Origin of the sequence: Gluconacetobacter diazotrophicus PA1 5 (assembly GCF_000067045.1) — a bacterium.
Taxonomy (GTDB): Bacteria; Pseudomonadota; Alphaproteobacteria; order Acetobacterales; family Acetobacteraceae; genus Gluconacetobacter; species Gluconacetobacter diazotrophicus.
The window spans coordinates 3,189,208-3,215,437 of sequence record NC_010125.1 but is presented as its reverse complement, the minus strand read 5'-3'; the positions used below and the strand labels follow the sequence as shown (position 1 = coordinate 3,215,437).

The window sequence follows — 26,230 nt, the reverse complement described above, 5'->3', positions numbered from 1 at the left end:
ACGCCGGCTCTATTCCCCGTCGAACGGCCAGTCCATGCGGGTCAGTTGCCGGGGGGCCACTTGCGAGACTGCCATCCCGGCCACGAAGATCGCCAGCGACGCGGCGATGGCCAGGTCGGCATGGTGGGCGCGGTACAGGACGACCGGATTGGCCAGGATCATCGCCATGTATGCGGCCATGCCGGCCGCGATCGTGACGCCCTTGCCCCCCAGTTCCCGCCAGATCAGGGGGACCGAGGACCCGTAGCATGCGCCCGTGAACATCAGGACCAGCAGCACGCCCAGCCACCCGGCGGCGGCGCCCGGGACGCTGCCCAGCAGGACCAGCACCAGCATCACCGGCACGATGACCCCGACGCCCCACAGGAGGACGTTGAGCCGGTAGGCCCGGAACATCGTCCGGGCGAAGGCCACGCGGCTGCCATATCGCCCGGCCATGAAGAAGAACGGCCAGTCCTTGCGATTCAGCAGCCAGTTGCTCAGCACCATGAGCGTCACGCCCGGCAGCGTGACCAGGCCCCCCCGCGCGGTATCGCGGAAGATCGGGGCGAACGCGCCTTCATGCATCAGGACCATGATGGACGCGGTCATGGCGCTGATGGCCAGCATGCCCGTAACCGATGCCAGTGCCATCAGCAGGATTCCCGCCGGCCCCAGGGGGCGTGCCAGGGTGGGCGGCAGCGGCGCCTGCCGCAGCATGGGCGGCTGCCAGAGCATCAGGTGTCCGAGCGTCCGGCCCACGACGCCCGGCTGCATGACGGACGTCCGCCGGCTGTCGGCCCGGTTTTCGGCCTGCTCCTGCTCCGCCTGGGTGCGTCCGGCATGATAGGTCATGCCCAGGACCACCAGCGTGCCGCACACGGCCACGATGCCGGCCGCCAGCGGCCACGGCAGGAACAGCAGCCAGATCTGCCATTGCGGAATGAACGAAAAGAGCGCGCCGCCTGTCATGATTCCGACGCGCAGCCATTTCAGCGAGCGCTTTTCGCCCCGCACTGGTCGGCCGCCCGCCGCGAAGGTAAAGCTGAAGGCGACGAACGCGGCCGCACCCGCGACCGGCAGGCCGCACCACAGAAGCGGGATCGTCAGCGCCACGAACAGCAGGGCCACGACCGTAAGTCCCGCCCGCAATTCCGCCGCCAGAAACCCCGGAATGGTCGTGGCGAGCGATTCACCGACCTGGCGCCAGTAATAGGTGCTGATGCTGGTCATGCCCATGAACGCGGTCATGGACAACGGATTGGCGCCGGCATGGTCCATCGCGGCGGTTGTGCCGTGCCGCAATCCGGGCCCTACCTTCGCGACCCAGGAAGGCGTGATCGCCAGGAACAGGAGGGCGGAATAAAGGGTTGGATTCCCGACGACGAACGCGCGCGAGGCATAGTTGCGCAGGGCCGCGCGTAGCACGTCCAGGCACGGGTCATCGGGTGATTTCCAGGAACGCGGCCTCGAGGTCGGGCGTGCGGATCTCCGCCACCTCCGCCACATGCCCGCGCATGCTGTCGCACCAGCCATCCACCAGGACGGCACCCGTCGCCTCGTTTCCTCCAAGCATTTTCAGGGCCGGACAACCCCGCAGCAGGTCCGCCGGCAGGGCCGGGGCGCCCTCGGCCGGCACGATCCAGCGGATCGAATCGCGGAAGCGGGCCATCGGCGTGTCATGGACGATCCTGCCCCGCGCGACGAACAGGGCGCGGGTGGCGACCTTTTCCAGGTCCGACAGGATGTGCGACGAAATCAGCACGCTGCGTTGCGACGCGGCACAGTAATCGGCCAGCAGCGTCATGAAATCGCGCCGGGCCTGCGGGTCCAGGCTGGCCACCGGTTCGTCCAGCACCAGGAAATCCGGCCGATGGCGAAAGGCCAGCACGATGGACAGCCGCTGCTTCTGCCCGCCCGACAGCCCCTTGACCCGGGCTGTCATATCCAGGTTCGCCCAGGCCAGCAGCGCCGGGTCGGGCGGCGGGGGCGGCACGGCGTAGAACGTGCCCAGATAGTCGATCAACTGCCCCACGCGGAACGAGGAAAAGGCGTTCATGCTCTGGGGCACGTACCCCGTGCGGGCGCGAATGTCCGGCGGCAACTCGCCGGCCTCGTGCCCGAAGATCCGGACGCTGCCCGAACTGGGCAGGAGAAAGCCGAGCAGGCAGCCGATCAGGGTGGATTTCCCCGCCCCGTTCGGCCCCAGCAGCGCCACGATCTCGCCGGGGGCGACGGAAGCCGAAATGCCGTCCAGCGCACGACGATTGCCGAATGTCTTGACCAGATCGGCCATTTCGACGACCGATGGCGCGGTCGCGGCAGATGTTGCGTGCGTCATCGGGCTCCTTGCCTGCAATGTTATGTCACATTATGGGCACATTGCGCGGAACTCAACCAGAGCGTGAACGTTACGCGCGATCGCACGCGCGGGCATGTGCCAGGTCGATCAGTGCCGCGATGGACGGGGCGGACTTCGGATCGGCCAGCAGGTCGCACGCCAGCGACAGGGCTGCGCCCTGGCGGCCGGCGCGCGTGGCGATGTCCGGGATCGTGTCGAAATCGGGCACGTGCGCATATCCGACGATGCGCCGAATGACCTCCATCGCGGCGAAGGCGATCGTGTCGGCCTCGACCTCGCGCATCATATCGTCCTGCGCCTGAAGCAGGCCGGTCGCGTCGTCGCGAAACAGGCTGGCGGCATAGGCGTCCCCGGTGCCGCCCCGCAGGGTGGCGACGCGCCACAGGTCCACGAATTCGTCCCGGAAAGCCGTCCAGAACCGCCCGATATCGCGCAGCGCGCGGTCGCGGCCGGCCGCGTTGCCCATGGCGAACAGGTGCAGCAGCAGATTGCCCACGAACAGCCCGCAATCGAATCCGATCGGCCCGGGTGTTGCGAATTCCCCGTCGATGATGCGCGTGTCGGTGCCCGACACCATGACCGACCCGGTATGAAGGTCGCCATGCAGCAGCGCCTGGCGGCAGGTCAGGAAGCGCGCCTGCATCCGGCCGATGCTGCGGCGCACGCCGGGATCGGTGCGAATGCGCGCCGCGATGCCGTCCAGTGCGGGACTGAGCCAGTGATTGCGCGGATGAACGCGATACGGGTCGGTCAGGACCAGGTCGACGGTGATGCGCGTCAACGTATGGTTGCGCGAAAACGGCTCCAGCAGGCGGGACACGTCCTCGAACGGCAGGGCCAGCGTCGTGGTGGGGAACGTGGCGCGTGCCACGAAGGTGCCGACGGCGCGCGCGGCATCCGGCCAGTCGCCGCCCCGCATCAGCCCGTGGCGCAGTACGACATGCCGGTCCAGGCTTTCCACCACCAGCACATACAGATCCGGGTCGAAATGCAGGATGTCGGGGGTCAGGTCCCCGACATGGGGCCGGACCGCGTGCAGGTACGCGGCCTCGAACCCCGTGCGGTCCAGCGGCATCTTCCAGTTCGGATCGACCCGGACATGGGGCAGGGACTGCTTGAAGCAGACACCGCCCCCGGTGCCATCGACCTGGGCGCCATCGACCAGGAAGACGTTATTGAGGTTGCCGTCGCTGACCTCGCGAATCCGCCATGTCCCCGGTGTGCCGCCCAGCCGCGCGGCCAGGGCGGGCCGGCTCGCCAGGAACGCGCGGATGCCGGCTTCATCCAGCGTGCGATATCCGGCCGGGGATTCGGGCGTGTCGGTCATGACCGAATCCTTACCGCCGGACCGCCCCCGCGTCACGTGGCGCGGGGTTACAGCATGCTGGACAGGGGCGGGGCGATCCGTTCCAGCGACTGGCATTCCGCATCGACCCCCCAGCGCATGGCGACGCCGGCCGCGATGATCATCAGGATCGCCGCCGCGGCATATCCCGCCGCGAGCGCCAGCAGGCTGCCCTGGCCGATCAGCCATCCGAACAGGAACGGCGACGCCACGCCGCCGAACAGCGTGCCCAGGGCATAGAACAGCGCGATGGTCAGCGAACGGATTTCCAGCGGGAAGATCTCGCTGGCCGTCAGGTAGGCCGCGCTGGCGGCGGCCGAGGCGAAGAAGAAGATCGCGACCCACGCCGCCGTCTGCAGCCACGCATCCAGCATGCCCTTGGCGAACAGCACCGCCACGCCGGCCATCATCAGCCCGGAGATAAGGTAGGTCAGGCCGATCATGCGCCGTCGCCCCACCGTGTCGAACCAGCGCCCCAGGACCAGCGGGCCCAGCAGGTTGCCGATCGCCAGCGGCAGGATATACATCCCCACCGTGCTGTCGGGCACATGGTCGTACTGGGTCAGGACCAGCCCGTAGGTGAAGAAGACGGCATTGTACAGGAAGGCCTGCGCCACCATCAGCACCAGCACGTAGGCGGCCCGCCCGCGATAGGGCCCGATGATGACCTGCAAAGCCTGCGGCAGGCCGAACGTGCCGGCGGGATAGATCTGGATGGTGTCCAGCACTTCCGAACCCCGCTGCACGCCGCAATGCCGGGTTTCGATCATGGTGACGATGCGGGTCGCTTCGTCGATCCGGCGGTGGGTCATCAGCCAGCGCGGGCTTTCCGGAATCCAGCGGCGCAGGGCGATGACCGTCAGGCCCAGCAGGGCGCCGATGGCGAAGACGGCCCGCCACCCTATGGTGACCGGCATGATGCTGCCGCGCAGCAGCAGCATCGACGCCCCGGCGCCCAGCGCGGCCCCGGCCCAGAACGTGCCGTTGACGATCAGGTCCACCCGGCCGCGCAGCCGGGCGGGCATCAGTTCGTCGATGGCGGAATTGATGGCGGAATACTCGCCGCCGATGCCCATGCCGGTCACGAAGCGGAACAGCGCGAAGCTGGTCAGGTTCCACGACAGCGCGGTCATGCCCACGCCCAGGATGTACAGGCCCAGCGTGACGGTGAAGATCTGCCGCCGGCCCAGCCGGTCGCTCGCCCAGCCGAACAGCAGCGCGCCGATGACGGCGCCCGCGACATAGGCCGAGGCCGCGCCGCCGATACCTGCGGGCGAGAGGCCCAGCGTGTCCCCCCGCTGCAGGACCGGGGCCACCGAGCCGACGACCGTGACCTCCAGCCCGTCCAGAACCCAGGTGATGCCCAGCGCCACGACCACCAGCATGTGGAAGCGCGACCAGGGCAGCCGGTCCAGACGCGCGGGGATATCGGTGACGATGGGCGCGGCATGGGGGGAAAAGCGGGAGGAGGGATGGGGAGCCGCCCGGTCTGGTACCGGCCGGCGGGACGTCATTCCTGCCATGGGGGAATCCTGTCGAGGTGACGGTTGCTTTTTGCTTATTTCGTCATCCAGACCATTACCGGGTCGATGTCCGACCCTGCCATCATGTTCGCGTGATCGGGCGCAGCAGGCACAGGCATTCGACCGACAGGCCGGGCAGCAGGACCAGATAGATCGCAGGGCCGCCCAGCCATCCGGCCAGGATCGCGGCCAGGGCCGCACCGCCCAGCATCATCCGTGCCCCGCCCCCCCGGGCCAGCAGGAACAGCCCGGTGCTGAGGGCGCACAGCAGGGCGGCCGCCAGCGCGCGGACGGGGTGATTCAGCAGGTCCGACCCCATGCCGCCCACGACCTGGCCGAGGGGCGCGGCGTGTTCCGTGCGCCCCGCCATTCCGAACAGGAAGGAAAAGGGCAGGATCAGCGCCCCGAACACGTCGCGCAGCAGCAGGAACAATCCACTGATCAGCGGCGCCATCATCAGGATGGCGACCGCGCCGCCCATGCTGGCGACGACGGTGACGATCGCGACGCGTCCTATTTTTTCTTGATCCACCATTTGACGGGCTCGGGCTCGTCTTCCACCACCGGCGGGGCGGCGGTCCGGCGCGGACGACGCGGCGCCGTGGCGCGGACGGGCGCGGGCGGCCGGGGCGCCGAGGCCTCGCGCATGCTGCGGGCCAGGTCCTGTTCCAGGCGGGCGATATCGGCCCGGGCGGCTGCCAGGCTGGATCTCAGCGCCAGGATCTCCTCGTCGCGGCTTGCGAGCCCGGCCTGGGCCTCGGCCAGTTCGATATCGGCATGCCCGATCCGGGTTTCCATCGAACGCAGGCTGGACTGGGCGTCGTGACAGGCGCGCTCGGCGTCTTCGCGCAGCTTCTGCTCGTGCCGCATCTGGTGGCGCAGGCGCTCGACCTCGCCCCCGTCATCCTGCGGGGCATGCAGCGTGCGGGCAGAGGCCGGGCGGGCGAGGGCATGATGTTCGACCCGGACGTCGCCGTCCTGGACGAACTTGCGCCGCCGCTGCGCGGGGTCGAAGGCACGGGCATTGCGCGGTGCGGACGGGCTCGGCGCCGATGACCCGGCGGGTTTCGACCCCAGGCGGGCAAGGGCCTGACGCAGCGCGTCCTCGCTGACTTCATCACGATTTTCAATATCGGCGTGTTCCGTTTCGCCGGAAAACGGAAACGATTCATTATATGCGGACACAGCAGGGACTCTCGAAATGAAAAGAAAAGATGGACGATCCAAAGTCGATTTTTTGTGAATTATTTTGTTTTGTGTCGTTTGTTTCGATCAGGCTTTTCATGGGGACATAAAGTAGAAATTTTGATGCCGAAGCCGGTCTGGTAACCTGGTTGCTTCGCGACCGCCGGCCTGGAGATGGTGGTTTTGACGAGCGTTCCGACACTTGCAGGATCTGCGACGATCTGCGGCGCGAAAGCAATTTGCTCTAATGAGGGTTACTTAACACGTTTCGCCAAGAAAATTCAAGGGTCTCGTGTCTGGAGTTCTTGGGATGCCATTTCTTCCAGCGAAGGTAGATGTGCAAACTGTCATCTGGCATTAATTTATTTCATGGCACGACATGATGTGCTGGCTTTTCATTGCCGTCGGGTCCGTCAACCGGCCCGTCAAATCTGCATCGCTGTTGGGATTCTATATTCAATACGATAAACGGATCGAACATCTGCGGATTTTAGATGAAATGGAAAAAATATGGGAATCGATCAGGGGTGATCTTCGTCGTTCTGTCTCTCTATTTACCTTAAAAGTCAGGACGATGTCATGTTTTGATTTTAATGGTAACGATGTTTTTTGTCGATTAACGCGCTGGTCAGCGTTTTATACTGCCCCACGGTGGCGATGGTTTCGACCGTGTTCACTTTTATGTGACTTCCGAATCTAAACGCTTGCCCTGACCGATGGGTAGAGACACCACTATGCGGGTTGGTTCGGTGTCGGCTGGCAACGTAGCCGCGGACAATGGTGGCTTCCCGGGTTGACTGGCCCCTGGCGTGAAGGGTTCGGGTGGGGCAGCCGCAAAGCAAGAATACCAAAAAGGGAATAACGTTCATATGTCACAGCATGCTCCCATGACCATGTCCGCGGCCGGTCCGCTTGCGGCGCCGCCTGTTCCCCTGGCCCGCGCCTCGGCGCGCCTGAAGCAGGCCGGGGCGCCGCGTGTCCTGGTGGTGATGGGGGTGTCGGGGTCCGGCAAGTCCACCCTGGCGCAGTTGCTGGCCCGGCGCATGGGATGGCCGATCGTCGAAGGCGACGAACTGCATCCCGAGGCGAACATCGCCAAGATGAGCGCCGGCATTCCCCTGACGGACGAGGATCGCGCCCCCTGGCTGGAAAAGATCGCCGAGGTCGCACGGAACTGGCTGTCGTCCGGCGGATGCGGAATCGTCACCTGTTCGTCGCTGAAGCGTCGCTATCGCGATGTCATCACCGGCGGCAATCCGCAGGTCTGTTTCGTCTACCTGAAGGGACGCCCGGAAGATATCGCGCCGCGCCTGGGGCAGCGGACGGGCCATTTCATGCCGTCCACGATGCTGACCAGCCAGTTCGACGCGCTGGAGGAACCGGACGATTCCGAGGTCCTGCTGGAACTGGACGTCACGGCCAGCCGCTCCCGCCTGGTCGAGGCCGCCTATGAAACGCTGTCCGACCTGGCAGTGCCCGGTCAGCCGCTGAAGTAGACCACAAGCAGGTCACGGGCCCTTGTTCGGCTGCCACAGCACGTCGCCGCGCCCGTCATCGTTCAGATGGCGGGCGAGCACGAACAGATAGTCCGACAGCCGGCTCAGGCAGCGCAGGAGCGACGGGCTGACCGTATCCTCCTGCCGCAGGGCGACGACCCGCCGTTCCGCCCGGCGCACCACCGTGCGGGCCAGGTGGGCGTGGGCGGCGCCGGCGCTGCCGGCGGGCAGCACGAAACTGCGCAGCGGCTCCTGCCGCACGCGCAGCCGTTCGGTCGCCTCCTCGATGAACGCGACGGCTTCGTCACCCCCCTGGAAGCCGTCGATCAGTGCCTCGGTGTCCGGCGTGCCGTTTTCCGGCACGCACAGCATGCCGCCGATATCGAACAGCAGCGACTGCATCCGCGCCAGGCACGCCTCGTCCGGCGATGTGGGGGAAAGATGCAGGCGCAGCACGCCGATCGTCGCATTGGCTTCATCGACCGCGCCCAGGGCCTCGATCCGCGCGCTGGACTTGTCCACCCGCGTGCCGTCCCCCAGCGATGTCTGCCCCCCGTCGCCGCCGCGAGTGACGATTCGATCGATCCTGATGCTCATGCAGTCGTCTCTATCTTCAGGCCGCCGGTTCAGTGGTGATGGCGGCGGCGATGATGATCGTGTTGCTCCAGGGTCTGCGCCATGTCCAGATGCGACTGGACCGTGGGCACCGTCTCGGCGGCATACGCTTTCAGCGCGGGGTCCGACCCGCCCTGTGCCTCGGCCTGGAACAGGGCCAGCGCGTCGCGGTGCCCGGCGACCTGCAATTGTGCGTAATCATGGTCGAAGGCGCGGCCTTTCTCGGCCTTCAGGGTATCGAGCACATGCTCTTCGTCCGTGTTCAGGTCCGTGGACAGGGTCTGCCCATGCTGGGACGCGATGCCGCTCAGCTTGTCCTGGTTGGATGTATGGTCGGACACCATCTGCGCGGCGAAGGATTTGATCTTCGGATTATGCGACTGGGCGGTGGCGAGGTTCGCGGTCGCGATCTCGAACGCATTCGTCTGCGCCGCCTTTTCGATGAACGTCATGTCGGCGTCCGTGAAGGCCGGCGGTGACGGGGGCGCCGGCGGGGGCTTCGGATGCTCCGCACAGGCGGCCAGCGGCAGCAGCGCGGCGGCGAATGCCCAGCGTACATATGTCTTCATGGATGCGATCCGTTCCTGAAAGAGGTAAACGGATACCGAACGCATCCGGTCGCGGCGGGTTTGGTACGGGCTGTCATGCGTCGCGCATCTCCTCGACGCACGCGACCAGCCGGCGGCGGATGCCCGGTTCCAGGGCCGAGTGCCCGGCATCCGGCACCATGACCAGGGTGGCGCGCGGCCAGTGCCGGGACAGGTCCCAGGCGGACTCGCTGGGGCAGATCATGTCATACCGGCCCTGGACGATGGTGCAGGGAATATGCGCGATCCGCTCCATCGCGCCCAGCAGGCCCTCGGGCGGCAGGAACAGGCCGTGCCGGAAATAATGGGCCTCGATCCGCGCCAGGCCGATGACGGCGCGGTCCTGCGCGAAGCCGGCGACGGCGGCGGGGGCGGGAATCAGCGTCGAGCACGTTCCCTCGTAGGCCGACCAGGCCCGCGCCGCCGGCAGGTGGATCGCGGGGTCGGGATCGAACAGCAGCCGGCCATAGGCGCCCAGCGGATCATCCCGTTCCGCTTCGGGCAGGTGCGACAGGAAGGCCGCGTGCGCGTCGGGGAAGACATGGGCCAGGCCGTGGAAGAACCAGTCCAGTTCGCGCGGCCGGCCCAGGAAGATCCCGCGCAGGATCATCGCGCGCACCCGTTCGGGGTGCGCCTGGGCGTAGGCCAGCGCCAGCGTCGATCCCCACGACCCGCCGAACAGCAGCCAGTCCCCGATGCCCAGCGCCTGGCGCAGCGTTTCGATATCGCGCACCAGGTGCGGTGTCGTGTTGGCCGCGATCGACGCATGCGGCCGCGACCGCCCGGCCCCCCGCTGGTCGAACAGGACGACGCGCCAATGTTCCGGGTCGAAGAAGCGGCGATGGACCGCGCCCGCGCCCGCGCCCGGACCGCCATGCAGGAACAGCACCGTCCGCCCTGCGGGGTTGCCCGCCTGTTCCCAATAGAGTTCGTGCCCGTCGCCGACAGGCAGGTAGCCGCTGTCGTAGGGCGCGATGTCCGGGAACAGGTCGTGGCGTGGCATGGGGCGACTATACGTCAAGCGGGCGGCGCGGCTAGACTGATGCCATCATGACCGTCTTGCCTGTTTCGTCTTCCGTTCCTCCCGCTGCCCCGTCCCCGGCGGACGGGCGGCCGTTCCTGGCCGCCGGGGGCCTGATCGGCATGCTCTCGGTCATCGGCGGCGCGCTGGCGGCGCACCTGCCCGATGCGATGTTCGCCCCCGCCGGCCGCTCCCTCGCGCACCAGGCCGTGGAGATGGGCATATGGCACGCGCCGGTCCTGCTGGCGGTTGGCATCCTGCTGGCCGTGCGCGGCCGGCGTATCCTGCTGCTGCTGGCGGGGGCGGGATTCGTGCTGGGAACGGTCCTGTTCTGCGGCGCCGTCGCCTGGACGGGCGTCACCGGCCTGCATCCCGGCCCGGTGGCGCCGACAGGGGGCAGCCTGCTGATCCTGGCGTGGCTGCTGCTGGCCGTGGATGGAATGCGGCGTTGAGGGCGGACGAATGACTGAAGACGTGGCCGGCGTGCCGGTGGAGCTGCCGCATGCCGTGGGCGCGGCCTATCTGGCCGCCGAGGGGTTCGAGGACGCCCTGTCCGAGGAACTGCGGCGCAAGGGCGTGGGCATCATGGCCTGGCACGGGCGGCTGGCGCTGTCCGCCGAACCGCCGGTCGCGGCGGCCTGGTCGCTGGACACCTGGCTCGAGCCCGAACGCCATCCCGTGGCCTCGATCGGTGCCGCGGCGGCGTTGCTGCGCGCGCGGCAGCGCAACTGGGCGTGCCATGCCGTGCGGCATCACCGCCGGGCGACGCTGATCACCGACCGGCTGCCTCCGGTCGCCGCCCGACCGCTGACCTTCCCGGCCGCCGCGCCGGGCGGGCATCTGGGGGCATGGACGCTGCTGGCGGCGGACAGCATGCTGCTGTCCACGCGCAAATCCTCGCCCTTCGTGAACGGCATCGTCCAGTTCGTCGAGGACCGGGTCGGGCCGCCGTCGCGGGCCTACCTGAAATTATGGGAGGCCTGTGCCCGCCTGGGCGTCTGGCCAGTACCGGGCGAGCGCTGCGTCGACCTGGGGGCATCGCCGGGCGGATGGACGTGGGCGATCGCGCAATGCGGGGCGGACGTGGTGGCCGTGGACCGCGCCGACCTGGACCCGGCCGTGGCCGCGATGCCAGGAGTGACGCTGCGCCGGGAGAGCGCGTTTGGGATCGACCCCGCCGATATCGGCCCGGTGGATTGGCTGTTTTCGGACATCATCGCCTATCCGCCGCGCCTGCTGGCGCTGGCCCGGCGATGGATCGCGGAGGGCGCCGCGCGCCGGATCGTGATGACCATCAAGTTCCAGGGCGAAACCGATCACGAGACCGCCGAGGCCTTCGCCGCCATCCCGGGCGGCCGCGTGCTGCACCTGTGGCACAACAAGCATGAACTGACCTTCTTCTGGAATCGCGAGGCGGTCGAGGCCTATGTGTTTGGTCCCGGGATTTGGTGGTGCATTATTTTCACATGAGTGGAAGGATGCGCTATGGGCCAGGTTCACCACGGAAGCGCCACGACGACAGCGGCAGTCCGTCGAGCGATACAACATAGTCAAGAGAGCCTGAGGGTTCTGGCGAAACGCTACGGGATCAACCCGAAGACGGTCGCCAAATGGAAGGGGCGGACCGATACGTCGGATCGACGCACCGGTCCGAAGGTCGCATCCTCAACCATCCTGTCGACCGAAGAAGAAGCGATCGTTGTGGCCTTCCGTCGCCATACCCTGCTGCCTCTTGATGATTGCCTTTATGCGCTTCAGGCGACGATCCCGCATCTGACGCGATCTTCCCTGCACCGTTGTTTTCAGCGCCATGGGATCAGCCGCCTGCCCGAGACCGAAGGCGACAAACCAAAACGGTCGAAGTTCAAGAGTTATCCGATCGGCTATTTTCACATCGACATTGCTGAAGTCCGCACTGAAATGGGGCGCCTTTATCTTCTGGTGGCGATCGACCGGACCTCGAAATTCGCTTTTGTCCAATTGCACGAGAAAGCGACACGTCGCGTTGCCGGTGACTTCCTGCGTGCTCTGGCCGCTGCGGTTCCCTACCGCATCCATACCGTGCTGACCGATAACGGCACGCATTTTACCGATCCGGCCGGCAATGGATGGACACCCGAAGACATCAAGGCCATGCGGGCGGATGGTGTCCTGTTCCGGTGCCACTCTTTTGAACTGGCCTGTGCTGATCTCGATATCGAGCATCGACTGACAAAGCCGCGACATCCCTGGACGAATGGCCAGGTCGAGAGGATGAACCGCACGATCAAGGACGCCACCGTCAAGCGCTTCTACTACGAAACACATGACCAGTTGCGTCAACACCTCGCCGACTTCGTTACCGCCTACAATTTCGCCCGCAGGCTCAAGACCCTGCGCGGCCTCACTCCATATGAATTCATTTGTCAGCAGTGGGAAAAAGAACCATCACGGTTCATACATAATCCGCACCACCAAATCCCGGGACAAAACACCTAGGCAGCCTCTAACGGCGGGCGCGAAACCGGTCCACCGCCCACTCGCCGGCCTGCACGATCGGCAGCGCCAGCAGGAAGCAGGCGACGGCCACCCCGATGACGATCAACCGTTCGCGCTGCGTGGCGTCCGACGCGCCCGCGATGCTGTACAGGCTGCTCCACAGCCGCGTCCCGGCAATGTGATCGACCCCGTTCGCGATCGTGGTGCTGAAACGCAGGCTGGTCATCAGGGCCGCCGTCAGTCCCACCAGGGCGACGGTCTTGATCAGGGTGCGGGCGATGCTGGGCGGCGGGGCCTCTGTCATCCGGGGAATCCTTCCATGGCGGGCTTGTATAACGGACGCTGACTGTGGTTCATGTTAATATGTCATCATGCTTCGTTCATCAAAATCTGACGGATTGATATCATGCCCTTTCATCGCGTTCTTCCGCGTATTCTTCCGCTGGCCGCCCTGCTGGGGCTGATCGCCACGCCGGCCCTCGTGACGCCCGCCCTGGCCGACATGCCCCCGGTGCCGAAGGTCGGGCAGGAAACGCCGCGCCCGGTCGCCGCCCCCTATGGCGCGCCGGAAGGCGCGCAGGCGCAGGTCGATGCCGCCTTCCGGACCGCGCAGGCCAGCGGCCGGAACGTGCTGATCGATTTCGGCGGCAACTGGTGCCCCGATTGCCGCATGCTGGCCGGGGTGCTGGCCCTGCCGTCGGTCGCACCCTGGGTGGCGCAGCGTTTCGTCACGGTGACGGTCAATGTCGGGCGGATCAACACCAACCTCGACATCGCCCAGCATTACGGCGTGACGATCCACGCGGTGCCTACGGTGCTGATCGTCACCCCGCAGGGCAGGCTGCTCAACCCCGACGGCGCGCTGGCGCTGGGCGACGCGCGCCGCATGTCCGCCCAGGCGGTCGTCGACCTGCTGGCCGGCTGGGACGCGCGCGACCACTGAGGCCGCCGCAGCTACCTTTAAAAACAGCCTCTTACCTCACCGCATTTGCAGGACGCGTTCGGCCTCCTGCACGATGTCGGCCAGGGTTCCGGGTTCGAACGGACTGGCCAGGCCGGCGGCGGCGACCAGGCCGGTGAAGGGCTGGGACCCGCCCAGCGTGCACAGGTCGGTATAGACCGCCATCGCGCCGTCCTGGTCGGTCCGGCTGCGCAGCCAGAACTGCATCGCGCAGCACAGGGCCAGCGTGTAGTCGATGTAATAGAAGGGCGAGCGGTAGATGTGGCCCTGGGCCTGCCACCGCCCGCCCATGGCCGGGCGCGCCAGGTCGCCATAGTCCCGCCAGGGCATGTAAAGCTGTTCCAGCCGCCGCCAGGTCGCATGGCGCTGCTCGGCCGTCATGTCGGGCCGGGCATAGACCTCATGCTGGAAATGATCGACGCAGACGCCATAGGGCAGGAAGCTGAGCGAGCCGATCAGGTGCACGCGGCGGAACCGGTCCGCCAGCCCGTCCTCGACCATCAGGTCGATCTGCGGCCAGGTCAGGAATTCCAGCGCCATCGAATTGATCTCGGCGGCTTCCATGGTCGGCCACAGCAGGTCGATCCCGGGCAGGTCGCGGCTCTTCCAGTTCTGGTAGGCGTGGCCCATCTCGTGGGTGAAGACGTTGATGTCGTGCTGCGTGCCGTTGAAATTGGCGAAGATGAACGGCATGCCCATGCTGGGAAACGCGGTGCAGAACCCGCCTCCGGCCTTGGTCGGGCGATTGCGCACGTCCAGGAACCCGCCCTCGGTCATCTTGCGATAGAAGGCGCCCAGGTCGCCGCCCATCCGGTCGAACATGGTCTGCGCCCGTTCGACCAGCACGTCGTGGTCGCCCGCCGGCCGGGGGTTGCCCAGTGGGTCGATCAGCGCCTCGTCCCAGGACCGCAGCCGGTCCCAGTTCATGGTCAGCCGGCGGTTTTCCATGATCGCGCGCACCAGCGGCACCACATGGGTCAGCACGTCGTCCCGAAAGCGCGCGACCTCGGCCGGTCCGTAATCGACGCGCCGCATCCGGCGGTAGCCCAGGGGGGTATAGGTGTCGTAGCCCAGGGTCCGCGCCATGCCGTGACGGACCTGGACCAGCCGGTCGTACAGCGCATCCAGTTCCGTGCCGTGGGTGGCGAAGAAATCCCACCGCGCCTGTTCCGCCGCGTGGCGCACGTCACGGTCCAGGCTTTCGGCGAACGGCGCCAGTCCGGACAGATTGACGGTCTGCCCGTCCACGGTCAGGCGCGCCGACGCCAGCAGCGCCGTGTATTCGGCGCCCAGCCGCGCCTCTTCCTCCAGCGCGTCGCGGATGCGCGGGTCGAAGGTGGTGATGTCGGTCTCCCATAGCCGGACGGTATGGGTGCCCACGGCGGCGACCAGCCCGGGGCGATCGGGGTCGTCCAGCAGCCGGCGCTTGATCGCGATCTCGTGCTCGGTCACGCGCGGGGTCAGGCTGTCGGCCAGGTCGCGGTCGGCACGGGCCTGCGGGTCGGTGGTGTCCTGGGCGAAGCGCAGCGCGACCAGCGACGCCCAACTGTCATAGGCCCGGCGTTCGGTATCGAACAGCGCCAGGGCCTGGTCGCGCTGGCCGGCATCCAGCAACGCCGTCACGCGGCCGAACGCGGCGGCCAGGCCGTCGGCCGTAGGGGTGGGGAAGGCGAGGTCTTTGAACAAAATCGACATGCTCCGATCATCGCATCGACGACACGGCCCCGTCCATCGTCGTGTTAGGCGTGGGCAAGGTCCCGCCATGCCTCGGCGGCGAGGCTGAAGGATCGCAGCCGTGCCGCATGGTCGTGGATCGCGCCGACGATGATCAGTTCGTCGGGCTGGTGCCGGTCGATGAAGGCGCGCAGCCCCGCGCGCAGCGTCGCCGGCCCGCCGACGACGGCGCAGGCCAGGGCGCGGTCGATGCCGGCCTGCTCCATCGGCGTCCACAGCCCCTCGGTCGAGGCGACGGGGGGCGGGAACTGCCCCGGCATGCCGCGCCGCAGCGCCACGAACTGCTGCTGGTGCGACGTGAACAGGACCCGTGCCTCGGCGTCGGTGTCGGCCGCCACCACGTTCAGCCCCAGCATGACATAGGGCCGCGCCAGCCGCGCCGAGGGCGTGAATCGCTGGCGGTACAGCATCACGGCGTCGTCCATCTGGTCGGGCGCGAAATGCGAGGCGAAGGCGAACGGCAGGCCCAGCTGCGCCGCCAGATGGGCCGAGAACAGGGACGAGCCGAGCAGCCAGACCGGAATGTCCAGCCCCGCGCCCGGCACGGCCCGCACCCTCTGGCCCGGTGCGGGCGGGTCGAAATAATGCAGCAGTTCCACCACGTCCTGGGGGAAGCGGTCTGCGCTGGCGGGGTCGCGGCGCAGGGCGCGCATGGTTTCCTGGTCCGACCCCGGGGCGCGGCCCAGCCCCAGGTCGATGCGTCCGGGAAACAGGCTTTCCAGGGTGCCGAACTGCTCGGCGATGGTCAGCGGGGCATGGTTGGGCAGCATGATTCCGCCGGCGCCGACGCGAATCCGGCTGGTGCCCGCGGCCAGATGACCGATCAATACCGATGTCGCGGCGGACGCGATGGCCGGCATGGCATGATGTTCCGCCACCCAGTAGCGATGAAAATCCAGGGATTCGGCGTGGCGGGCCAGGTCGAGGCTGTTGCGGAACGCCACGGCCGCGTCGCTGCCCCGGACGATCAGCGACAGGTCGAGTATCGAAAGCGGAATCACGGGCTGGTTCCCTCCATCGTCACACGCGGCGGATGCTGCGTCCGAACCATGTGCATATGGCGACGAAGACCAGGAATCCCAGAACCATGGGCATCGCGTCGGCTCCGGCGGGCAGCACGGACAGCGTATCGTCGCGGCCGGTGGCCCCGGCCACGGCGGCCAGCAGCACGCCGGTCAGGCTCTCGCCCACGATGAAGCCCGACGCCAGCATGGTGCCGATTCCGGTTTCCGCCCGCAGGCTGGGGCGCCGCCGGGTGCAGGCCCAGCCCAGCACGGCCCCGATCGCCAGGGTCACGCTGACCGCAGGCGGCAGGTACAGGCCGATCCCCACTGCCAGCGGCGGCAGCGCGCGCGCCCAGCGGCGCAGCAGCAGGTCGGCCGCGATCAGCACGCCCCCCAGGCCAGCGCCCAGCACGATCATGTTCCAGTCCAGCTGGTGCTGGAAAATGCCGGTCGCGATCGTGACCAGCAGGGCGGGCTGCGGCGCCGCCAGGGCATGGTCCGGATTCATGCCCGCGCGCGGCATCGCGCCCACGAAGCCATAGGCCTGGTACAGCAGTTCCAGCACCGGCGGGATGACGACCGCGCCGCTGATGCAGCCCACCAGCAGCGCGGCCTGCTGCCGCCAGGGCGACGCCCCGACCAGTTGCCCGGTCTTGAGGTCCTGCAGGTTGTCGTTGGAAATGGCCGACGACGCCACGATCGCGGACAGGATGAACAGGGCGAAGGCGATGGCCAGGTGATGCCCGTTCGCCGACATCTGGGCCGGCAGCAGGCCCACCTGCTCCAGCCCCAGCAGGAACAGGGCGATCATGACGACCGCGATGATGGCGATCCCCGACAGGGGGGAGGATGACGACCCCACGATCCCGGCCATGTAGCCGCAGGCGGCGGCTATCAGGAAGCCGAACAGCGCGCAGAACAGCACCGCCGCCAGCGCCGCGCCGATGATCGCATGCTCGGCCGCGCCCGGCGCCCCCATGATCGGCGCCTGGAAGGCGACGAACAGGCCGAACAGGATGGCCAGCGACACGCCGGTCAGCAGCACCATGGTCCGGGGCGACAGGTCGCGGGACTGGCTGTCCTCGCCGACCGACCGGCCGGCGCGCAGCATGTCGCGGATGCCCGCCGCCACCGGCTGCGCCAGCATGGCCAGCGTCCAGATGGCCGCGACGCCGATCGTGCCCGCCCCCATGAAGCGGACCTTCTGCGCCCAGACCTGGGTGGCGAAGGCGGCGGGCGCCAGGTGCGCGGTGTTGGGCAGCATGGTGCTCAGCACCGGCACCGCGATGCCCCAGGCGATGATCGCGCCGACCAGCATGGCCAGCCCGCCGGCGATTCCGACCAGGTAGCCCGCGCCCAGCAGGGCCAGGGAAAAGCCGGTCGAGGCCCGGAAGACCGCGCCGCCCCATACCGCCGTCGCCGACGCGCCGTCCGACAGCAGCCGCAGCCCGCCGGTCGCGAACGTCACGACCGCCGAGACCAGGCCGCCGGTCATCAGCGCCTTCAGGCTGTCGGGATTGCCGCCTTCCGATCCCGCCTTCAGGATTTCCGCCGCCGCGACCCCTTCGGGATAGGGCAGGCTGCTGTGCGTCACCATGGCGCGGCGCAGCGGAACGGTGAACAGCACCCCCGTCATGCCCCCGGCCAGCGACAGCAGCGTCGTCTCCAGGTACGGGAAATGCTGCCAGTGGCCGATCATGACCAGGCAGGGGAACGAGATGAAGACGCATGACAGCGTTCCCGCCGCCGAGGCCTGGGTCTGGACCAGGTTGTTCTCCAGGATCGTCGCGCCGCCCATGGTCCGCAGCACGGACATCGAGATCACCGCCGCCGGGATCGAGGAGGCGACGGTCAGGCCGATCTTCAGTCCCAGATAGATGTTCGAGGCCGTGAAGACGATGGTGATCAGGGCGCCGAGGACGAGGCCGCGAATCGTCATCTCCCGCTCGGCGGACGGTGCCGCGGGGCGGGAAAGGGGGACTGTCGTATCTGTCATGATGGAGTCGGGCCGGTCACATCGGATGGAACGACGGGGCGACCAGATGGGTGCGATTATATTCCAGCTGGTCGTGCGTCAGCTGGAATCCGACCTCGATATGGTAGCCGTCGATCGTGACATGGCGTGACAGCGGCAGCGTGATCGGCACGACCGGGGCGTGGGTCAGCATCTGCGTCACGTTGGACGGGAACTCCACCGTCTCGACGAACTGCTTCTTGTTCCGAATCGTGCCGTCGTACACGACGGCGATGAAATACGGGATCTTGACCGTGCGGCCGGCCGTCGGGCCGCGGGTGACGGTCATGCCCAGGCTGATATCGGTGACCACGGCATTGGTACGGCCGCCGGCATTGCGGCAGCTGCCGGTGACGCGCGTCACGCCGGCCCGGGCGATCAGGTGGCCGATATCGCGCGTATCGCCGTCATAGGACACCAGGTCGGCGGCCGCTCCGGGCACCTCGACCACCGGGCAGGAGGGCGCGAAGGCGTCCGGATTGTCCAGGCCGCATGCCGACAGCAGGATCGCCAGGGGCAGGATCGCCAGCCCCGGGAAGAGAGCCGGACGGCGGGGACGGCGCGGGCCGGTCGGAATGACTGTGGTCATGCGGGGGGTCATGCGGGGTTCCGGGGTCTCGTTCTCGGTCGTGGTTGCGGGGCCGCCGGATCGACGGTCCGCTTGTGTGGCACCGGCTGGACGGTTATGTCCAAATGCACCGGGGTCGCAGGAAAATGGCTTGCGCCATGGCCCCGCTTTGCGTAGGGCCGGACAGCACCGGGATGCGCGGCCGGCCGGTCGCTGCCCCCGGCCTGTATCCTATACCGCTCGCCGGCCGTTTGGGGAACACCATGCCCGACCAGATGATTCAGACTTCCGACACCGCTCCCTCCCAGGTCCCGATGCGGTCGCTGAAGGTGCTGCTGGCCGGCCCGCGCGGCTTCTGCGCCGGCGTCGACCGTGCGATCCGCGTGGTCGAGGAAGCGATCCGCCGTTATGGCGCGCCGGTCTATGTCCGGCACGAAATCGTCCATAACCGTACCGTCGTCGAGGAACTGGAGGCCCAGGGCGCCATCTTCGTCGAGGAACTGGACGAGGTCCCGGCCGACGGCCATGTCGTCTTCTCGGCCCATGGCGTGCCCAAGACCGTCCCGGCCGAGGCCGAGCGGCGCAACCTGCTGTACCTGGATGCGACCTGCCCGCTGGTATCCAAGGTCCATCGCGAGGCCGAGCGTCATTTCGCCGACGGCGGTCCGGAAAGCCGGCATATCCTGATGATCGGCCATGCCGGCCACCCCGAGGTCGTGGGTACGATGGGCCAGTTGCCGCCCGGCGCCGTGACCCTGATCAACGATTCCGAGGAAGCGCGCACCGTCCAGCCGGCCGACCCCGCGCGCCTGGCCTTCATCACCCAGACCACGCTGTCGGTCGACGACACGGCCGAGATCGTGGACATCCTGCGCAGCCGCTTTCCGCTGATCGAAGGGCCGAAGCGCGAGGACATCTGCTACGCCACCACCAACCGGCAGGAAGCGGTCAAGGCCATCGCGCCGGGCTGCGACCTGGTGATCGTGATCGGCTCGCCGAACTCCTCCAATTCCCAGCGCCTGCGCGAGGTCGCGGAACGCTCCGGCGCGCCGCGCGCCCTGCTGGTGCCGCGCCTCAGCGACCTGGACTGGTCGGTGCTGGACGGGGTGAACACGCTGGGCATCACCGCCGGCGCCTCGGCGCCCGAGGCGCTGGTGCAGGAAATGGTGACGGCGCTGGCCAAGCGCTTCACCCTGGAAATCGAGGAACGGACGGTCAAGGAAGAGAACGTGACCTTCCGCCTGCCGGCCCCGCTGGGCTAGGCCGGGCCCTTCCACGTGGCGGTCTACACGGATGTGTCGGACGGGGCGCTGCGCGCGTTCCTGTCCCTGTACGATATCGGCGACCTGACGGCCTATCGCGGCATTGCCGAGGGCGTCGAGAACAGCAATTTCGTCCTGCGGACCACCGGCGGCGATTTCATCCTCACCTTGTACGAACGGCGGGTGGACCCGGCCGACCTGCCCTGGTTCCTGGGGCTGATGGGCTGCCTGTCCGACCACGGCCTGTCCTGCCCGCGTCCCGTCGTGGCGCGGGACGGGCAGGCGCTGCGCACGCTGGCCGGCCGCCCGGCGGCGATTACGACCTTCCTGCCCGGCGTGTGGCCGCGCGAGGTGCGGGTGGCGCATTGCGCCCCGGTGGGCGCCGCCCTGGCAGCGCTGCACATGGCGGGGCAGGGATTCGGGGCCGAGCGCGCCAACGCGCTGGGGCCGGATGCCTGGCCCGGCCTGGTCGCGGCATGCCGGGCCGATGGCGATTCGGTCCAGCCCGGCCTGATGGCGGAACTGGACGCGGCCCTGGCCGAGATCCTGCCCGCCTGGCCCGCCCGCGACGACCTGCCGCGCGGGCAGATCCATGCCGACCTGTTCCCGGACAACGTGTTCTTCCTGGACGGCGCGGTGTCGGGAATCATCGACTTCTACTTCGCCTGCACCGACCTGCTGGCCTACGACATCGCGATCTGCCTCAATGCCTGGTGTTTCGATGCGGACGGAACGTTCGACGCCGCCCGGGGGCGGGCGCTGATCGCGGGGTACGAATCCGTGCGGCCCCTGACCGATGCCGAACGGCGGGCCCTGCCGGTCCTGGCAGCCGGCGCCGCGACCCGTTTCCTGCTGACCCGGCTGTATGACTGGGTGAACACCCCGGCGGGGGCCATGGTCACGCGCAAGGACCCGCTGGATTACCTGAAGCGCCTGCGGTTCCACCGCGCGGCACGGAACATGGCGTCCTATGGCCTCTGACCCCCACCACCCGCCCGAGGCGGATGCCGAAACCGACCTCGCCCTGGTCGAGATCTGGACCGATGGCGGCTGCAAGCCCAATCCCGGCCCCGGCGGCTGGGCGGTGCTGCTGAAATGCCGCGGCACCGAGCGCGAGTTGTCGGGCGGCGAGGCCGAAACCACCAACAACCGCATGGAACTGACGGCGGCGGCCGAGGCGCTGGAGGCCCTGAAGCGGCCCTGCCGCGTGGTGCTGCATACCGACAGCGAATATGTCCGCAATGGCATCACGCGCTGGCATACCGGCTGGGTGCGCCGGAACTGGCGCAACGCCTCGGGCGATCCGGTGGCCAACATGGATCTGTGGCGCCGGCTGCTGGACATCTCCGCCCGCCATGACGTGACCTGGCGCTGGGTGCGCGGCCATTCGGGCGACGAAAACAACGAACGCGTGGATCGGCTGGCCACCGCCGCCCGCGACGCGCTGGGACTCGCCTATCCGGTCCGTGGCCGCCGCTGACGGCGTGATGCGCGCCCCGGCGATCCGGCTTCAGGATCTCGGTGTCTCGCATGGCGGCCGGGCCGTCTTCTCCGGCCTGGACGCGACCCTGCCGGCCGGCGCGTTCTCCGTGCTGCTGGGTCCCAGCGGGGTGGGCAAGACCAGCCTGCTGCGCGCGATCGCCCTGCTGGATGCACCCGCTACCGGGCAGATCACGGCCGATGACGGCGCCCCCCTGGCGGGACGCGTGGCCTGGATGGGCCAGCAGGACCTGCTGATGCCCTGGGCCCGGGCCGTCGACAACGTGACGCTGGGGGACCGGCTGCGCGGCCGGCGCCCCGATCGCGACCGGGCGGCGGACCTGTTGCGCCGGATGGGTCTGGGCGACAGGCTGGCCGCGCTGCCTGCCGAACTGTCGGGCGGCATGCGCCAGCGCGTGGCGCTGGCCCGCACCCTGTATGAAGACCGTCCCGTCGTATTGATGGACGAACCGTTTTCCGCCCTGGACAGCGTGACGCGCGCACGGATGCAGGATCTGGCGGCCGGGATGCTGCAGGGCCGCACGGTGGTGCTGATCACGCATGATCCGCTGGAAGCCTGCCGGCTGGGCCAGGCGATCCTGCTGCTGACGGGCCGGCCCGCGCGCCTTGCCCTGGTCGCGGCGCCCCCTGGCGCGATTCCCCGCCCGGCCGACGATGACGGCGTGCTGCATGCCCAGGGTGTCCTGATGCGGCGCCTGCTGGACGCGGCCCCCGCATGAGCCCCGCATGAGCATCGTCACGAGGGTGGGCCGTCCGCTGGGCACGCTGTGCGGGCTGGTCCTGCTGTGGTGGGGTGTCGTGCGCCTGGGCGGGGTGCCGCCCTATCTGCTGCCGCCGCCGGCCGAGGTGGCGCGCGCCCTGTGGACGCAGCGCGGCCTGCTGGTCGCGGCAGCGGGGACGACGCTGCTGGAAACCGTGCTGGGCCTGGCGCTGGGCACCGCCGGCGGCGCGGTCCTGGCGGTGCTGATGACGGCGTCCGGTCCGGTCCGGCGCTGGATGATGCCGCTGGTTGCTGCTCAGCCAGGCGGTGCCGGTCTTCGCCCTGGCCCCCGCTGCTGGTGCTGTGGTTCGGCTTCGGCATCGCCTCGAAGGTGGTGATGGCGGTGCTGGTGATCTTCTTTCCCGTCACCTCGTCCTTCTTCGACGGGCTGCGGCGCACGCCGCCCGGATGGCTGGACCTGGCCCGGACGATGGGCGCGCATCCATGGCGGATTCTGCTGCATGTGCGGCTGTCGGCGGCACTGCCGGCCTTTGCCTCCGGGCTGCGGGTGGCCACGGCCATCGCGCCCCTGGGCGCGGTGGTGGGGGAATGGGTGGGCGCGTCGTCGGGGCTGGGGTTCCTGATGCAGACGGCCAATACGCGGTTCGAGACGGACCTGATGTTCGCGGCGCTGCTGGTCCTGGCGACGATGACCATCCTGTTGTGGTGGGGGGTGGACCGGGCGCTGGCGCGGATGGTGTACTGGATTTCGGACGATCCCGCCGCCTGAGAGCCTGTTTGAAAATGCGCGCTGGTGGCGATCCGACGCGCGTTTCCTGCGCTCCGATGCTCATGGCCCATAAGGCCACTCCGCTTCGGTGCTCGAAAACACACGACGGGCGCGACCCTTCGGGCCGCTCTCGCTCGCCAGCCCACATTTTCAAACAGGTTCTGAGCGGCTTTGGTAATCAATTGCCTGTCGCGTTTGGGCATCGCCCGACCGGAAAGCGGCCGCCGTTCGGCGATGGACGGTTGCGGGATCGGGGGGTGGTCCAGTAATGGTCGCGCGACCGCGCCGGTTGGGCGCGAACGACCCTGACGATGCGTCCGACCCGGGCGCCCTGGACCTTTTGTTTCGGCCGGAGCCCGCATGGACAATTCCGCGACGCCCCCTTCCTCGATTCTGGCCCCTTCGCCCCCGGCGGCGGAGCGCGGCGTGTGGGGCGGGGCATCGGGTGTGGCGGGTGACCGCCTGTTTGCGGGTGTGGTGCGGGCGTGCGCGCTGTCGATTCTGGTTCTGATGGGCGGCCTGGTGGCGGTTCTGGCGTGGGGCGGCGTTGCGGCGTGGTCGGCGTTTGGCCCGGGGTTTGTGTGGAGCACGGTGTGGAACCCGGTGACGGAGCATTTCGGGGCGGCGGCGCCGGTGTTCGGTTCGGTGGTGACGACGGTGCTGGCGCTGCTGTTTGCGGTGCCGCTGGCGTTCGGGATTGCGTTCTGGCTGGTGGAGATGGCGCCGGCGGTGGTGGCGGCGCCGATCGGGATGGCGGTGCAGCTTCTGGCGGCGGTGCCGTCGATCATCTTCGGCATGTGGGGCTTCTTCGTGATCGTGATCGTGCCGGTGATGGCGCGGTATGTGCAGCCGTGGGTGAACCACCACCTGGGTCCTGTTCCGGTGCTGGGGGCGGTGCTGCGCAGCGCGCCGTATGGCACCGGGCTGCTGACGGGCGGGCTGGTGCTGGCGGTGATGGTGACGCCGTTCGTGTGCGCGGTGATGCGCGACGTGTTCATGGCGATGCCGGCGCAGGTGCGCGAGAGCGCGTATGGGCTGGGGGCGACGCGGTGGGAGGTGATGCGCAGCGTGACGCTGCCGTGGTCGCGCCCGGCGCTGATCGGCGGGATCATGCTGGGGATGGGCCGCGCGCTGGGCGAGACGATGGCGGTGACGTTCGTGATCGGCAACACCAACCGGATCGGCTGGTCGCTGTTCGCGCCGGGGAACACGATCGCGTCGCTGATCGCGCTGGAATTTCCCGAGAGCCCGGCGGGCAGCCTGAAGCTGTCGTCGCTGCTGGCGCTGGGGTTCATCCTGATGGTGATCTCGTTCCTGACGCTGGCGTGCTCGCGGCTGCTGCTGCGCCGGGGCGGGGTCTAGGATGGCGGGCGTGACGACGGGCATGACGGGGACGGCGGCGGCGGCCGGGCATGGCTGGGCGCGCGGCGGGCCGCTGGCGGTGCGGCGGCGGCTGGTGGACCGGGTGGCGACGGGGCTGAGCCTGGCGGCGACGGGGATCGTGCTGGCGGCGCTGGGCTCGATCCTGCTGACGCTGCTGGTGCGGGGGCTGCCCGGGCTGTCGCCCGCGACCTTCCTGCGGGCGACGCTGCCGCCGGGTGCGGGGGGCGGGCTGGCCAACGCGATCGTGGGCAGCCTGCTGCAGACCGGGCTGGCGGCGGCGATCGGCACGCCGGTGGGGCTGCTGACCGGGGTCTACCTGTCGGAATACAGCCAGGACGGGCGGGTGGTGAACGTGGTGCGCTTCGTGTCGGACATGATGCTGTCGGCGCCGTCGATCCTGGTCGGGCTGTTCGTGTATCTGGCGCTGGTGGCGCCGGTGGGGCATTTCTCGGGGCTGTCGGGGGCGGTGGCGCTGGCGGTGCTGTTCGTGCCGGTGGTGGTGCGCACCACCGAGGACATGCTGCGGCTGGTGCCGCTGACGATGCGCGAGGCGGCGTATGCGCTGGGGGCGCCGAAATGGCGGGTGGTGCTGCAGATCTGCCTGCGGGCGGCGCGGGGCGGGGTGCTGACGGGCATCCTGCTGGCGGTGGCGCGGGTGTCGGGCGAGACGGCGCCGCTGCTGTTCACGTCGCTGGGCAACATGAACTGGTCGCTGGACCTGAACGCGCCGATGGCCAGCCTGCCGGTGGCGATCTACCAGTATGCCGGGTCGGCCTATGACGACTGGGTGCAACTGGCGTGGACGGGGGCGCTGCTGGTGACGACGGGGGTGCTGGTGCTGAACGTGCTGGTGCGGGTATGGAGCCGGCGCGCGGGCCTGGCGCGGTAGGATGGCCCAAAGGGATATCCACGAGGATGATGGCATGAGGGATACGGTGATGCAGGATGTGCCGGCGGCGGCCGCGTCGACGGCGGCGCTGGCGGTGCGGAACCTGGATTTCTGGTATGGGTCGAACCACGCGCTGAAGGACATCACGCTGGATTTCCCGGCGCGGCGGGTGACCGGGATGATCGGCCCGTCGGGCTGCGGCAAGTCGACGCTGCTGCGGGTGCTGAACCGGATGTATGATTTGTATCCGGGGCAGCGGGCGACGGGCGAGGTGATGTTCGACGGGCGGAACATCCTGTCGTCGGACCTGGACCTGAACGTGCTGCGGGCGCGGGTGGGGATGGTGTTCCAGAAGCCGACGCCGTTTCCGATGTCGATCTACGAGAACATCGCCTTCGGGGTGCGGCTGCACGACCGGCTGACGCGGGTGGAGATGGACGAGCGGGTGGAGGACGTGCTGCGGCGGGTGGCGCTGTGGGGCGAGGTGAAGGACCGGCTGGGGGCGTCGGCGCTGGCGCTGTCGGGCGGGCAGCAGCAGCGGCTGTGCATCGCGCGGACCATCGCGACCCGGCCGGAGGTGATCCTGCTGGACGAGCCGACCAGCGCGCTGGACCCGATTTCCACCGCGCGGATCGAGGAGCTGCTGGACGAGCTGAAGGGCGAGTTCACGATCGCGATCGTGACGCACAACATGCAGCAGGCGGCGCGCTGCGCCGACCGGGTGGCGTTCTTCTACATGGGCGAACTGGTCGAGGTGGACAACGCCGACCGCATGTTCACCGCCCCGCGCGAACGCCGCACCCAGGATTACATCACCGGCCGCTTCGGCTGACA

The 26,230-nt window shown here is 68.4% G+C and carries 26 protein-coding genes and 1 pseudogene; 13 read left to right on the top strand and 14 right to left on the bottom strand.

What is annotated here, in order from left to right; all coding sequences use genetic code 11:
- Positions 1-9 precede the first annotated feature (9 nt).
- The 6 genes from GDI_RS14815 to GDI_RS14790 all read right to left on the bottom strand — a co-directional run bounded on the left by GDI_RS14815 (position 10) and on the right by GDI_RS14790 (position 6,394).
- A complete protein-coding gene (locus GDI_RS14815; RefSeq protein WP_041249517.1) occupies positions 10-1,407 on the bottom strand; it encodes a hypothetical protein in 1,398 nt (465 codons plus the stop codon).
- A gap of 13 nt (positions 1,408-1,420) precedes the next feature.
- Positions 1,421-2,320: an ABC transporter ATP-binding protein gene (locus tag GDI_RS14810; protein ID WP_012227480.1), complete on the bottom strand. Its 900-nt coding sequence runs from the start codon at positions 2,318-2,320 to the stop codon at positions 1,421-1,423.
- Between the two features lie 70 nt (positions 2,321-2,390).
- Entirely contained in the window at positions 2,391-3,668 is a 1,278-nt protein-coding gene (mtnK, locus tag GDI_RS14805; protein ID WP_041249516.1) for an S-methyl-5-thioribose kinase, read from the bottom strand.
- Between the two features lie 47 nt (positions 3,669-3,715).
- A complete protein-coding gene (locus tag GDI_RS14800; protein WP_012554851.1) occupies positions 3,716-5,209 on the bottom strand; it encodes an MFS transporter in 1,494 nt (497 codons plus the stop codon).
- Positions 5,210-5,291: 82 nt separating this feature from the next.
- Positions 5,292-5,744 (bottom strand): hypothetical protein, encoded by a 453-nt coding sequence (locus GDI_RS14795; RefSeq protein WP_012554852.1) that lies wholly within the window; start codon positions 5,742-5,744, stop codon positions 5,292-5,294.
- On the bottom strand, positions 5,723-6,394 hold the full coding sequence (locus GDI_RS14790; RefSeq protein WP_012227475.1) for a coiled-coil domain-containing protein: 672 nt from the start codon (positions 6,392-6,394) through the stop codon (positions 5,723-5,725). The genes GDI_RS14795 and GDI_RS14790 overlap by 22 nt, the downstream gene beginning before the upstream one ends.
- Positions 6,395-7,281: 887 nt before the next feature.
- On the opposite strand from GDI_RS14790, the gene GDI_RS14785 reads away from it, so the two are divergent.
- Positions 7,282-7,890 carry a gluconokinase gene (locus GDI_RS14785; protein ID WP_231854135.1) on the top strand — a complete coding sequence of 203 codons (609 nt, stop codon included), beginning with the start codon at positions 7,282-7,284 and terminating at the stop codon, positions 7,888-7,890.
- A gap of 12 nt (positions 7,891-7,902) precedes the next feature.
- Here the strand turns inward: GDI_RS14785 and GDI_RS14780 are convergent, their stop codons facing one another.
- The 3 genes from GDI_RS14780 to pip form a co-directional block, all read right to left on the bottom strand.
- Positions 7,903-8,487, bottom strand: coding sequence for a cob(I)yrinic acid a,c-diamide adenosyltransferase (locus GDI_RS14780; RefSeq protein ID WP_012227471.1), 585 nt, complete (start codon positions 8,485-8,487; stop codon positions 7,903-7,905).
- 29 nt (positions 8,488-8,516) lie between these two features.
- A complete protein-coding gene (locus tag GDI_RS14775; protein ID WP_012227470.1) occupies positions 8,517-9,074 on the bottom strand; it encodes a DUF4142 domain-containing protein in 558 nt (185 codons plus the stop codon).
- A 73-nt stretch (positions 9,075-9,147) separates the two neighbouring features.
- Positions 9,148-10,095: a prolyl aminopeptidase gene (gene pip, locus GDI_RS14770; RefSeq protein WP_012554854.1), complete on the bottom strand. Its 948-nt coding sequence runs from the start codon at positions 10,093-10,095 to the stop codon at positions 9,148-9,150.
- Between the two features lie 47 nt (positions 10,096-10,142).
- Between pip and GDI_RS14765 the strand changes: the two genes are divergently transcribed.
- Genes GDI_RS14765 through GDI_RS14755 form a run of 3 tightly spaced genes read left to right on the top strand, consistent with a single transcriptional unit; the run spans position 10,143 to position 12,591 of the window.
- A complete protein-coding gene (locus GDI_RS14765) occupies positions 10,143-10,565 on the top strand; it encodes a DUF423 domain-containing protein (protein ID WP_012227468.1) in 423 nt (140 codons plus the stop codon).
- Positions 10,566-10,575: 10 nt separating this feature from the next.
- Positions 10,576-11,583, top strand: a complete 1,008-nt coding sequence (locus tag GDI_RS14760) for an SAM-dependent methyltransferase (protein WP_012227467.1) — start codon at positions 10,576-10,578, stop codon at positions 11,581-11,583.
- A gap of 15 nt (positions 11,584-11,598) precedes the next feature.
- Complete coding sequence (locus GDI_RS14755) at positions 11,599-12,591, top strand: IS481-like element ISGdi9 family transposase (RefSeq protein WP_012224956.1); 993 nt, start codon at positions 11,599-11,601, stop codon at positions 12,589-12,591.
- Positions 12,592-12,598: 7 nt separating this feature from the next.
- On the opposite strand, the gene GDI_RS14750 is transcribed toward GDI_RS14755, so the two are convergent.
- Positions 12,599-12,895 carry a hypothetical protein gene (locus GDI_RS14750; RefSeq protein ID WP_012227466.1) on the bottom strand — a complete coding sequence of 99 codons (297 nt, stop codon included), beginning with the start codon at positions 12,893-12,895 and terminating at the stop codon, positions 12,599-12,601.
- Positions 12,896-12,997: 102 nt separating this feature from the next.
- Here GDI_RS14750 and GDI_RS14745 point away from each other — a divergent pair, with 102 nt between their 5' ends.
- A complete protein-coding gene (locus GDI_RS14745; RefSeq protein WP_012227465.1) occupies positions 12,998-13,534 on the top strand; it encodes a thioredoxin family protein in 537 nt (178 codons plus the stop codon).
- Between the two features lie 36 nt (positions 13,535-13,570).
- On the opposite strand, the gene GDI_RS14740 is transcribed toward GDI_RS14745, so the two are convergent.
- Genes GDI_RS14740 through GDI_RS14725 form a run of 4 tightly spaced genes read right to left on the bottom strand, consistent with a single transcriptional unit; the run spans position 13,571 to position 18,893 of the window.
- Entirely contained in the window at positions 13,571-15,247 is a 1,677-nt protein-coding gene (locus GDI_RS14740; RefSeq protein ID WP_012227464.1) for a M3 family oligoendopeptidase, read from the bottom strand.
- 44 nt (positions 15,248-15,291) lie between these two features.
- On the bottom strand, positions 15,292-16,287 hold the full coding sequence (locus GDI_RS14735; RefSeq protein WP_012227463.1) for an LLM class flavin-dependent oxidoreductase: 996 nt from the start codon (positions 16,285-16,287) through the stop codon (positions 15,292-15,294).
- A 19-nt stretch (positions 16,288-16,306) separates the two neighbouring features.
- Positions 16,307-18,286 (bottom strand): OPT family oligopeptide transporter, encoded by a 1,980-nt coding sequence (locus tag GDI_RS14730; RefSeq protein ID WP_012227462.1) that lies wholly within the window; start codon positions 18,284-18,286, stop codon positions 16,307-16,309.
- Between the two features lie 16 nt (positions 18,287-18,302).
- A complete protein-coding gene (locus GDI_RS14725; protein WP_231854134.1) occupies positions 18,303-18,893 on the bottom strand; it encodes a hypothetical protein in 591 nt (196 codons plus the stop codon).
- 242 nt (positions 18,894-19,135) lie between these two features.
- Between GDI_RS14725 and ispH the strand changes: the two genes are divergently transcribed.
- The 8 genes and pseudogenes from ispH to pstB all read left to right on the top strand — a co-directional run bounded on the left by ispH (position 19,136) and on the right by pstB (position 26,228).
- Positions 19,136-20,134 (top strand): 4-hydroxy-3-methylbut-2-enyl diphosphate reductase, encoded by a 999-nt coding sequence (gene ispH / locus GDI_RS14720; RefSeq protein ID WP_012554858.1) that lies wholly within the window; start codon positions 19,136-19,138, stop codon positions 20,132-20,134.
- 15 nt (positions 20,135-20,149) lie between these two features.
- Positions 20,150-21,115, top strand: coding sequence for a homoserine kinase (locus GDI_RS14715; protein ID WP_012227459.1), 966 nt, complete (start codon positions 20,150-20,152; stop codon positions 21,113-21,115).
- The gene (gene rnhA, locus GDI_RS14710; RefSeq protein ID WP_012227458.1) at positions 21,105-21,614 is read left to right on the top strand and encodes a ribonuclease HI; all 510 of its coding nucleotides are present in this window, start codon (positions 21,105-21,107) and stop codon (positions 21,612-21,614) included. The genes GDI_RS14715 and rnhA overlap by 11 nt, the downstream gene beginning before the upstream one ends.
- A 7-nt stretch (positions 21,615-21,621) precedes the next feature.
- On the top strand, positions 21,622-22,353 hold the full coding sequence (locus tag GDI_RS14705; RefSeq protein ID WP_012227457.1) for an ABC transporter ATP-binding protein: 732 nt from the start codon (positions 21,622-21,624) through the stop codon (positions 22,351-22,353).
- Positions 22,354-22,360: 7 nt separating this feature from the next.
- Positions 22,361-23,124: pseudogene (locus GDI_RS14700) on the top strand (ABC transporter permease).
- A 360-nt stretch (positions 23,125-23,484) separates the two neighbouring features.
- The gene (gene pstC / locus GDI_RS14695; protein ID WP_012227456.1) at positions 23,485-24,486 is read left to right on the top strand and encodes a phosphate ABC transporter permease subunit PstC; all 1,002 of its coding nucleotides are present in this window, start codon (positions 23,485-23,487) and stop codon (positions 24,484-24,486) included.
- 1 nt (position 24,487) lies between these two features.
- Positions 24,488-25,396, top strand: coding sequence for a phosphate ABC transporter permease PstA (gene pstA, locus GDI_RS14690; protein WP_012227455.1), 909 nt, complete (start codon positions 24,488-24,490; stop codon positions 25,394-25,396).
- 34 nt (positions 25,397-25,430) lie between these two features.
- Positions 25,431-26,228 carry a phosphate ABC transporter ATP-binding protein PstB gene (pstB, locus tag GDI_RS14685; RefSeq protein ID WP_012554499.1) on the top strand — a complete coding sequence of 266 codons (798 nt, stop codon included), beginning with the start codon at positions 25,431-25,433 and terminating at the stop codon, positions 26,226-26,228.
- The last annotated feature ends 2 nt before the right edge of the window (positions 26,229-26,230 follow it).

Bases quoted from the DNA above. Each gene is read 5' to 3' on its own strand.
- GDI_RS14725 (WP_231854134.1), bottom strand. From the start codon at position 18,893: ATGACCACAGTCATTCCGACCGGCCCGCGCCGTCCCCGCCGTCCGGCT.
- pstA (WP_012227455.1), top strand. From the start codon at position 24,488: ATGGCGGGCGTGACGACGGGCATGACGGGGACGGCGGCGGCGGCCGGG.
- GDI_RS14755 (WP_012224956.1), top strand. From the start codon at position 11,599: ATGGGCCAGGTTCACCACGGAAGCGCCACGACGACAGCGGCAGTCCGT.
- GDI_RS14750 (WP_012227466.1), bottom strand. From the start codon at position 12,895: ATGACAGAGGCCCCGCCGCCCAGCATCGCCCGCACCCTGATCAAGACC.
- GDI_RS14765 (WP_012227468.1), top strand. From the start codon at position 10,143: ATGACCGTCTTGCCTGTTTCGTCTTCCGTTCCTCCCGCTGCCCCGTCC.
- pstB (WP_012554499.1), top strand. From the start codon at position 25,431: ATGAGGGATACGGTGATGCAGGATGTGCCGGCGGCGGCCGCGTCGACG.
- GDI_RS14705 (WP_012227457.1), top strand. From the start codon at position 21,622: ATGCGCGCCCCGGCGATCCGGCTTCAGGATCTCGGTGTCTCGCATGGC.
- GDI_RS14740 (WP_012227464.1), bottom strand. From the start codon at position 15,247: ATGTCGATTTTGTTCAAAGACCTCGCCTTCCCCACCCCTACGGCCGAC.
- GDI_RS14785 (WP_231854135.1), top strand. From the start codon at position 7,282: ATGACCATGTCCGCGGCCGGTCCGCTTGCGGCGCCGCCTGTTCCCCTG.
- GDI_RS14795 (WP_012554852.1), bottom strand. From the start codon at position 5,744: ATGGTGGATCAAGAAAAAATAGGACGCGTCGCGATCGTCACCGTCGTC.
- mtnK (WP_041249516.1), bottom strand. From the start codon at position 3,668: ATGACCGACACGCCCGAATCCCCGGCCGGATATCGCACGCTGGATGAA.
- GDI_RS14760 (WP_012227467.1), top strand. From the start codon at position 10,576: ATGACTGAAGACGTGGCCGGCGTGCCGGTGGAGCTGCCGCATGCCGTG.
- GDI_RS14775 (WP_012227470.1), bottom strand. From the start codon at position 9,074: ATGAAGACATATGTACGCTGGGCATTCGCCGCCGCGCTGCTGCCGCTG.
- pip (WP_012554854.1), bottom strand. From the start codon at position 10,095: ATGCCACGCCACGACCTGTTCCCGGACATCGCGCCCTACGACAGCGGC.
- GDI_RS14800 (WP_012554851.1), bottom strand. From the start codon at position 5,209: ATGGCAGGAATGACGTCCCGCCGGCCGGTACCAGACCGGGCGGCTCCC.
- GDI_RS14745 (WP_012227465.1), top strand. From the start codon at position 12,998: ATGCCCTTTCATCGCGTTCTTCCGCGTATTCTTCCGCTGGCCGCCCTG.
- GDI_RS14730 (WP_012227462.1), bottom strand. From the start codon at position 18,286: ATGACAGATACGACAGTCCCCCTTTCCCGCCCCGCGGCACCGTCCGCC.
- GDI_RS14780 (WP_012227471.1), bottom strand. From the start codon at position 8,487: ATGAGCATCAGGATCGATCGAATCGTCACTCGCGGCGGCGACGGGGGG.
- rnhA (WP_012227458.1), top strand. From the start codon at position 21,105: ATGGCCTCTGACCCCCACCACCCGCCCGAGGCGGATGCCGAAACCGAC.
- ispH (WP_012554858.1), top strand. From the start codon at position 19,136: ATGCCCGACCAGATGATTCAGACTTCCGACACCGCTCCCTCCCAGGTC.
- pstC (WP_012227456.1), top strand. From the start codon at position 23,485: ATGGACAATTCCGCGACGCCCCCTTCCTCGATTCTGGCCCCTTCGCCC.
- GDI_RS14810 (WP_012227480.1), bottom strand. From the start codon at position 2,320: ATGACGCACGCAACATCTGCCGCGACCGCGCCATCGGTCGTCGAAATG.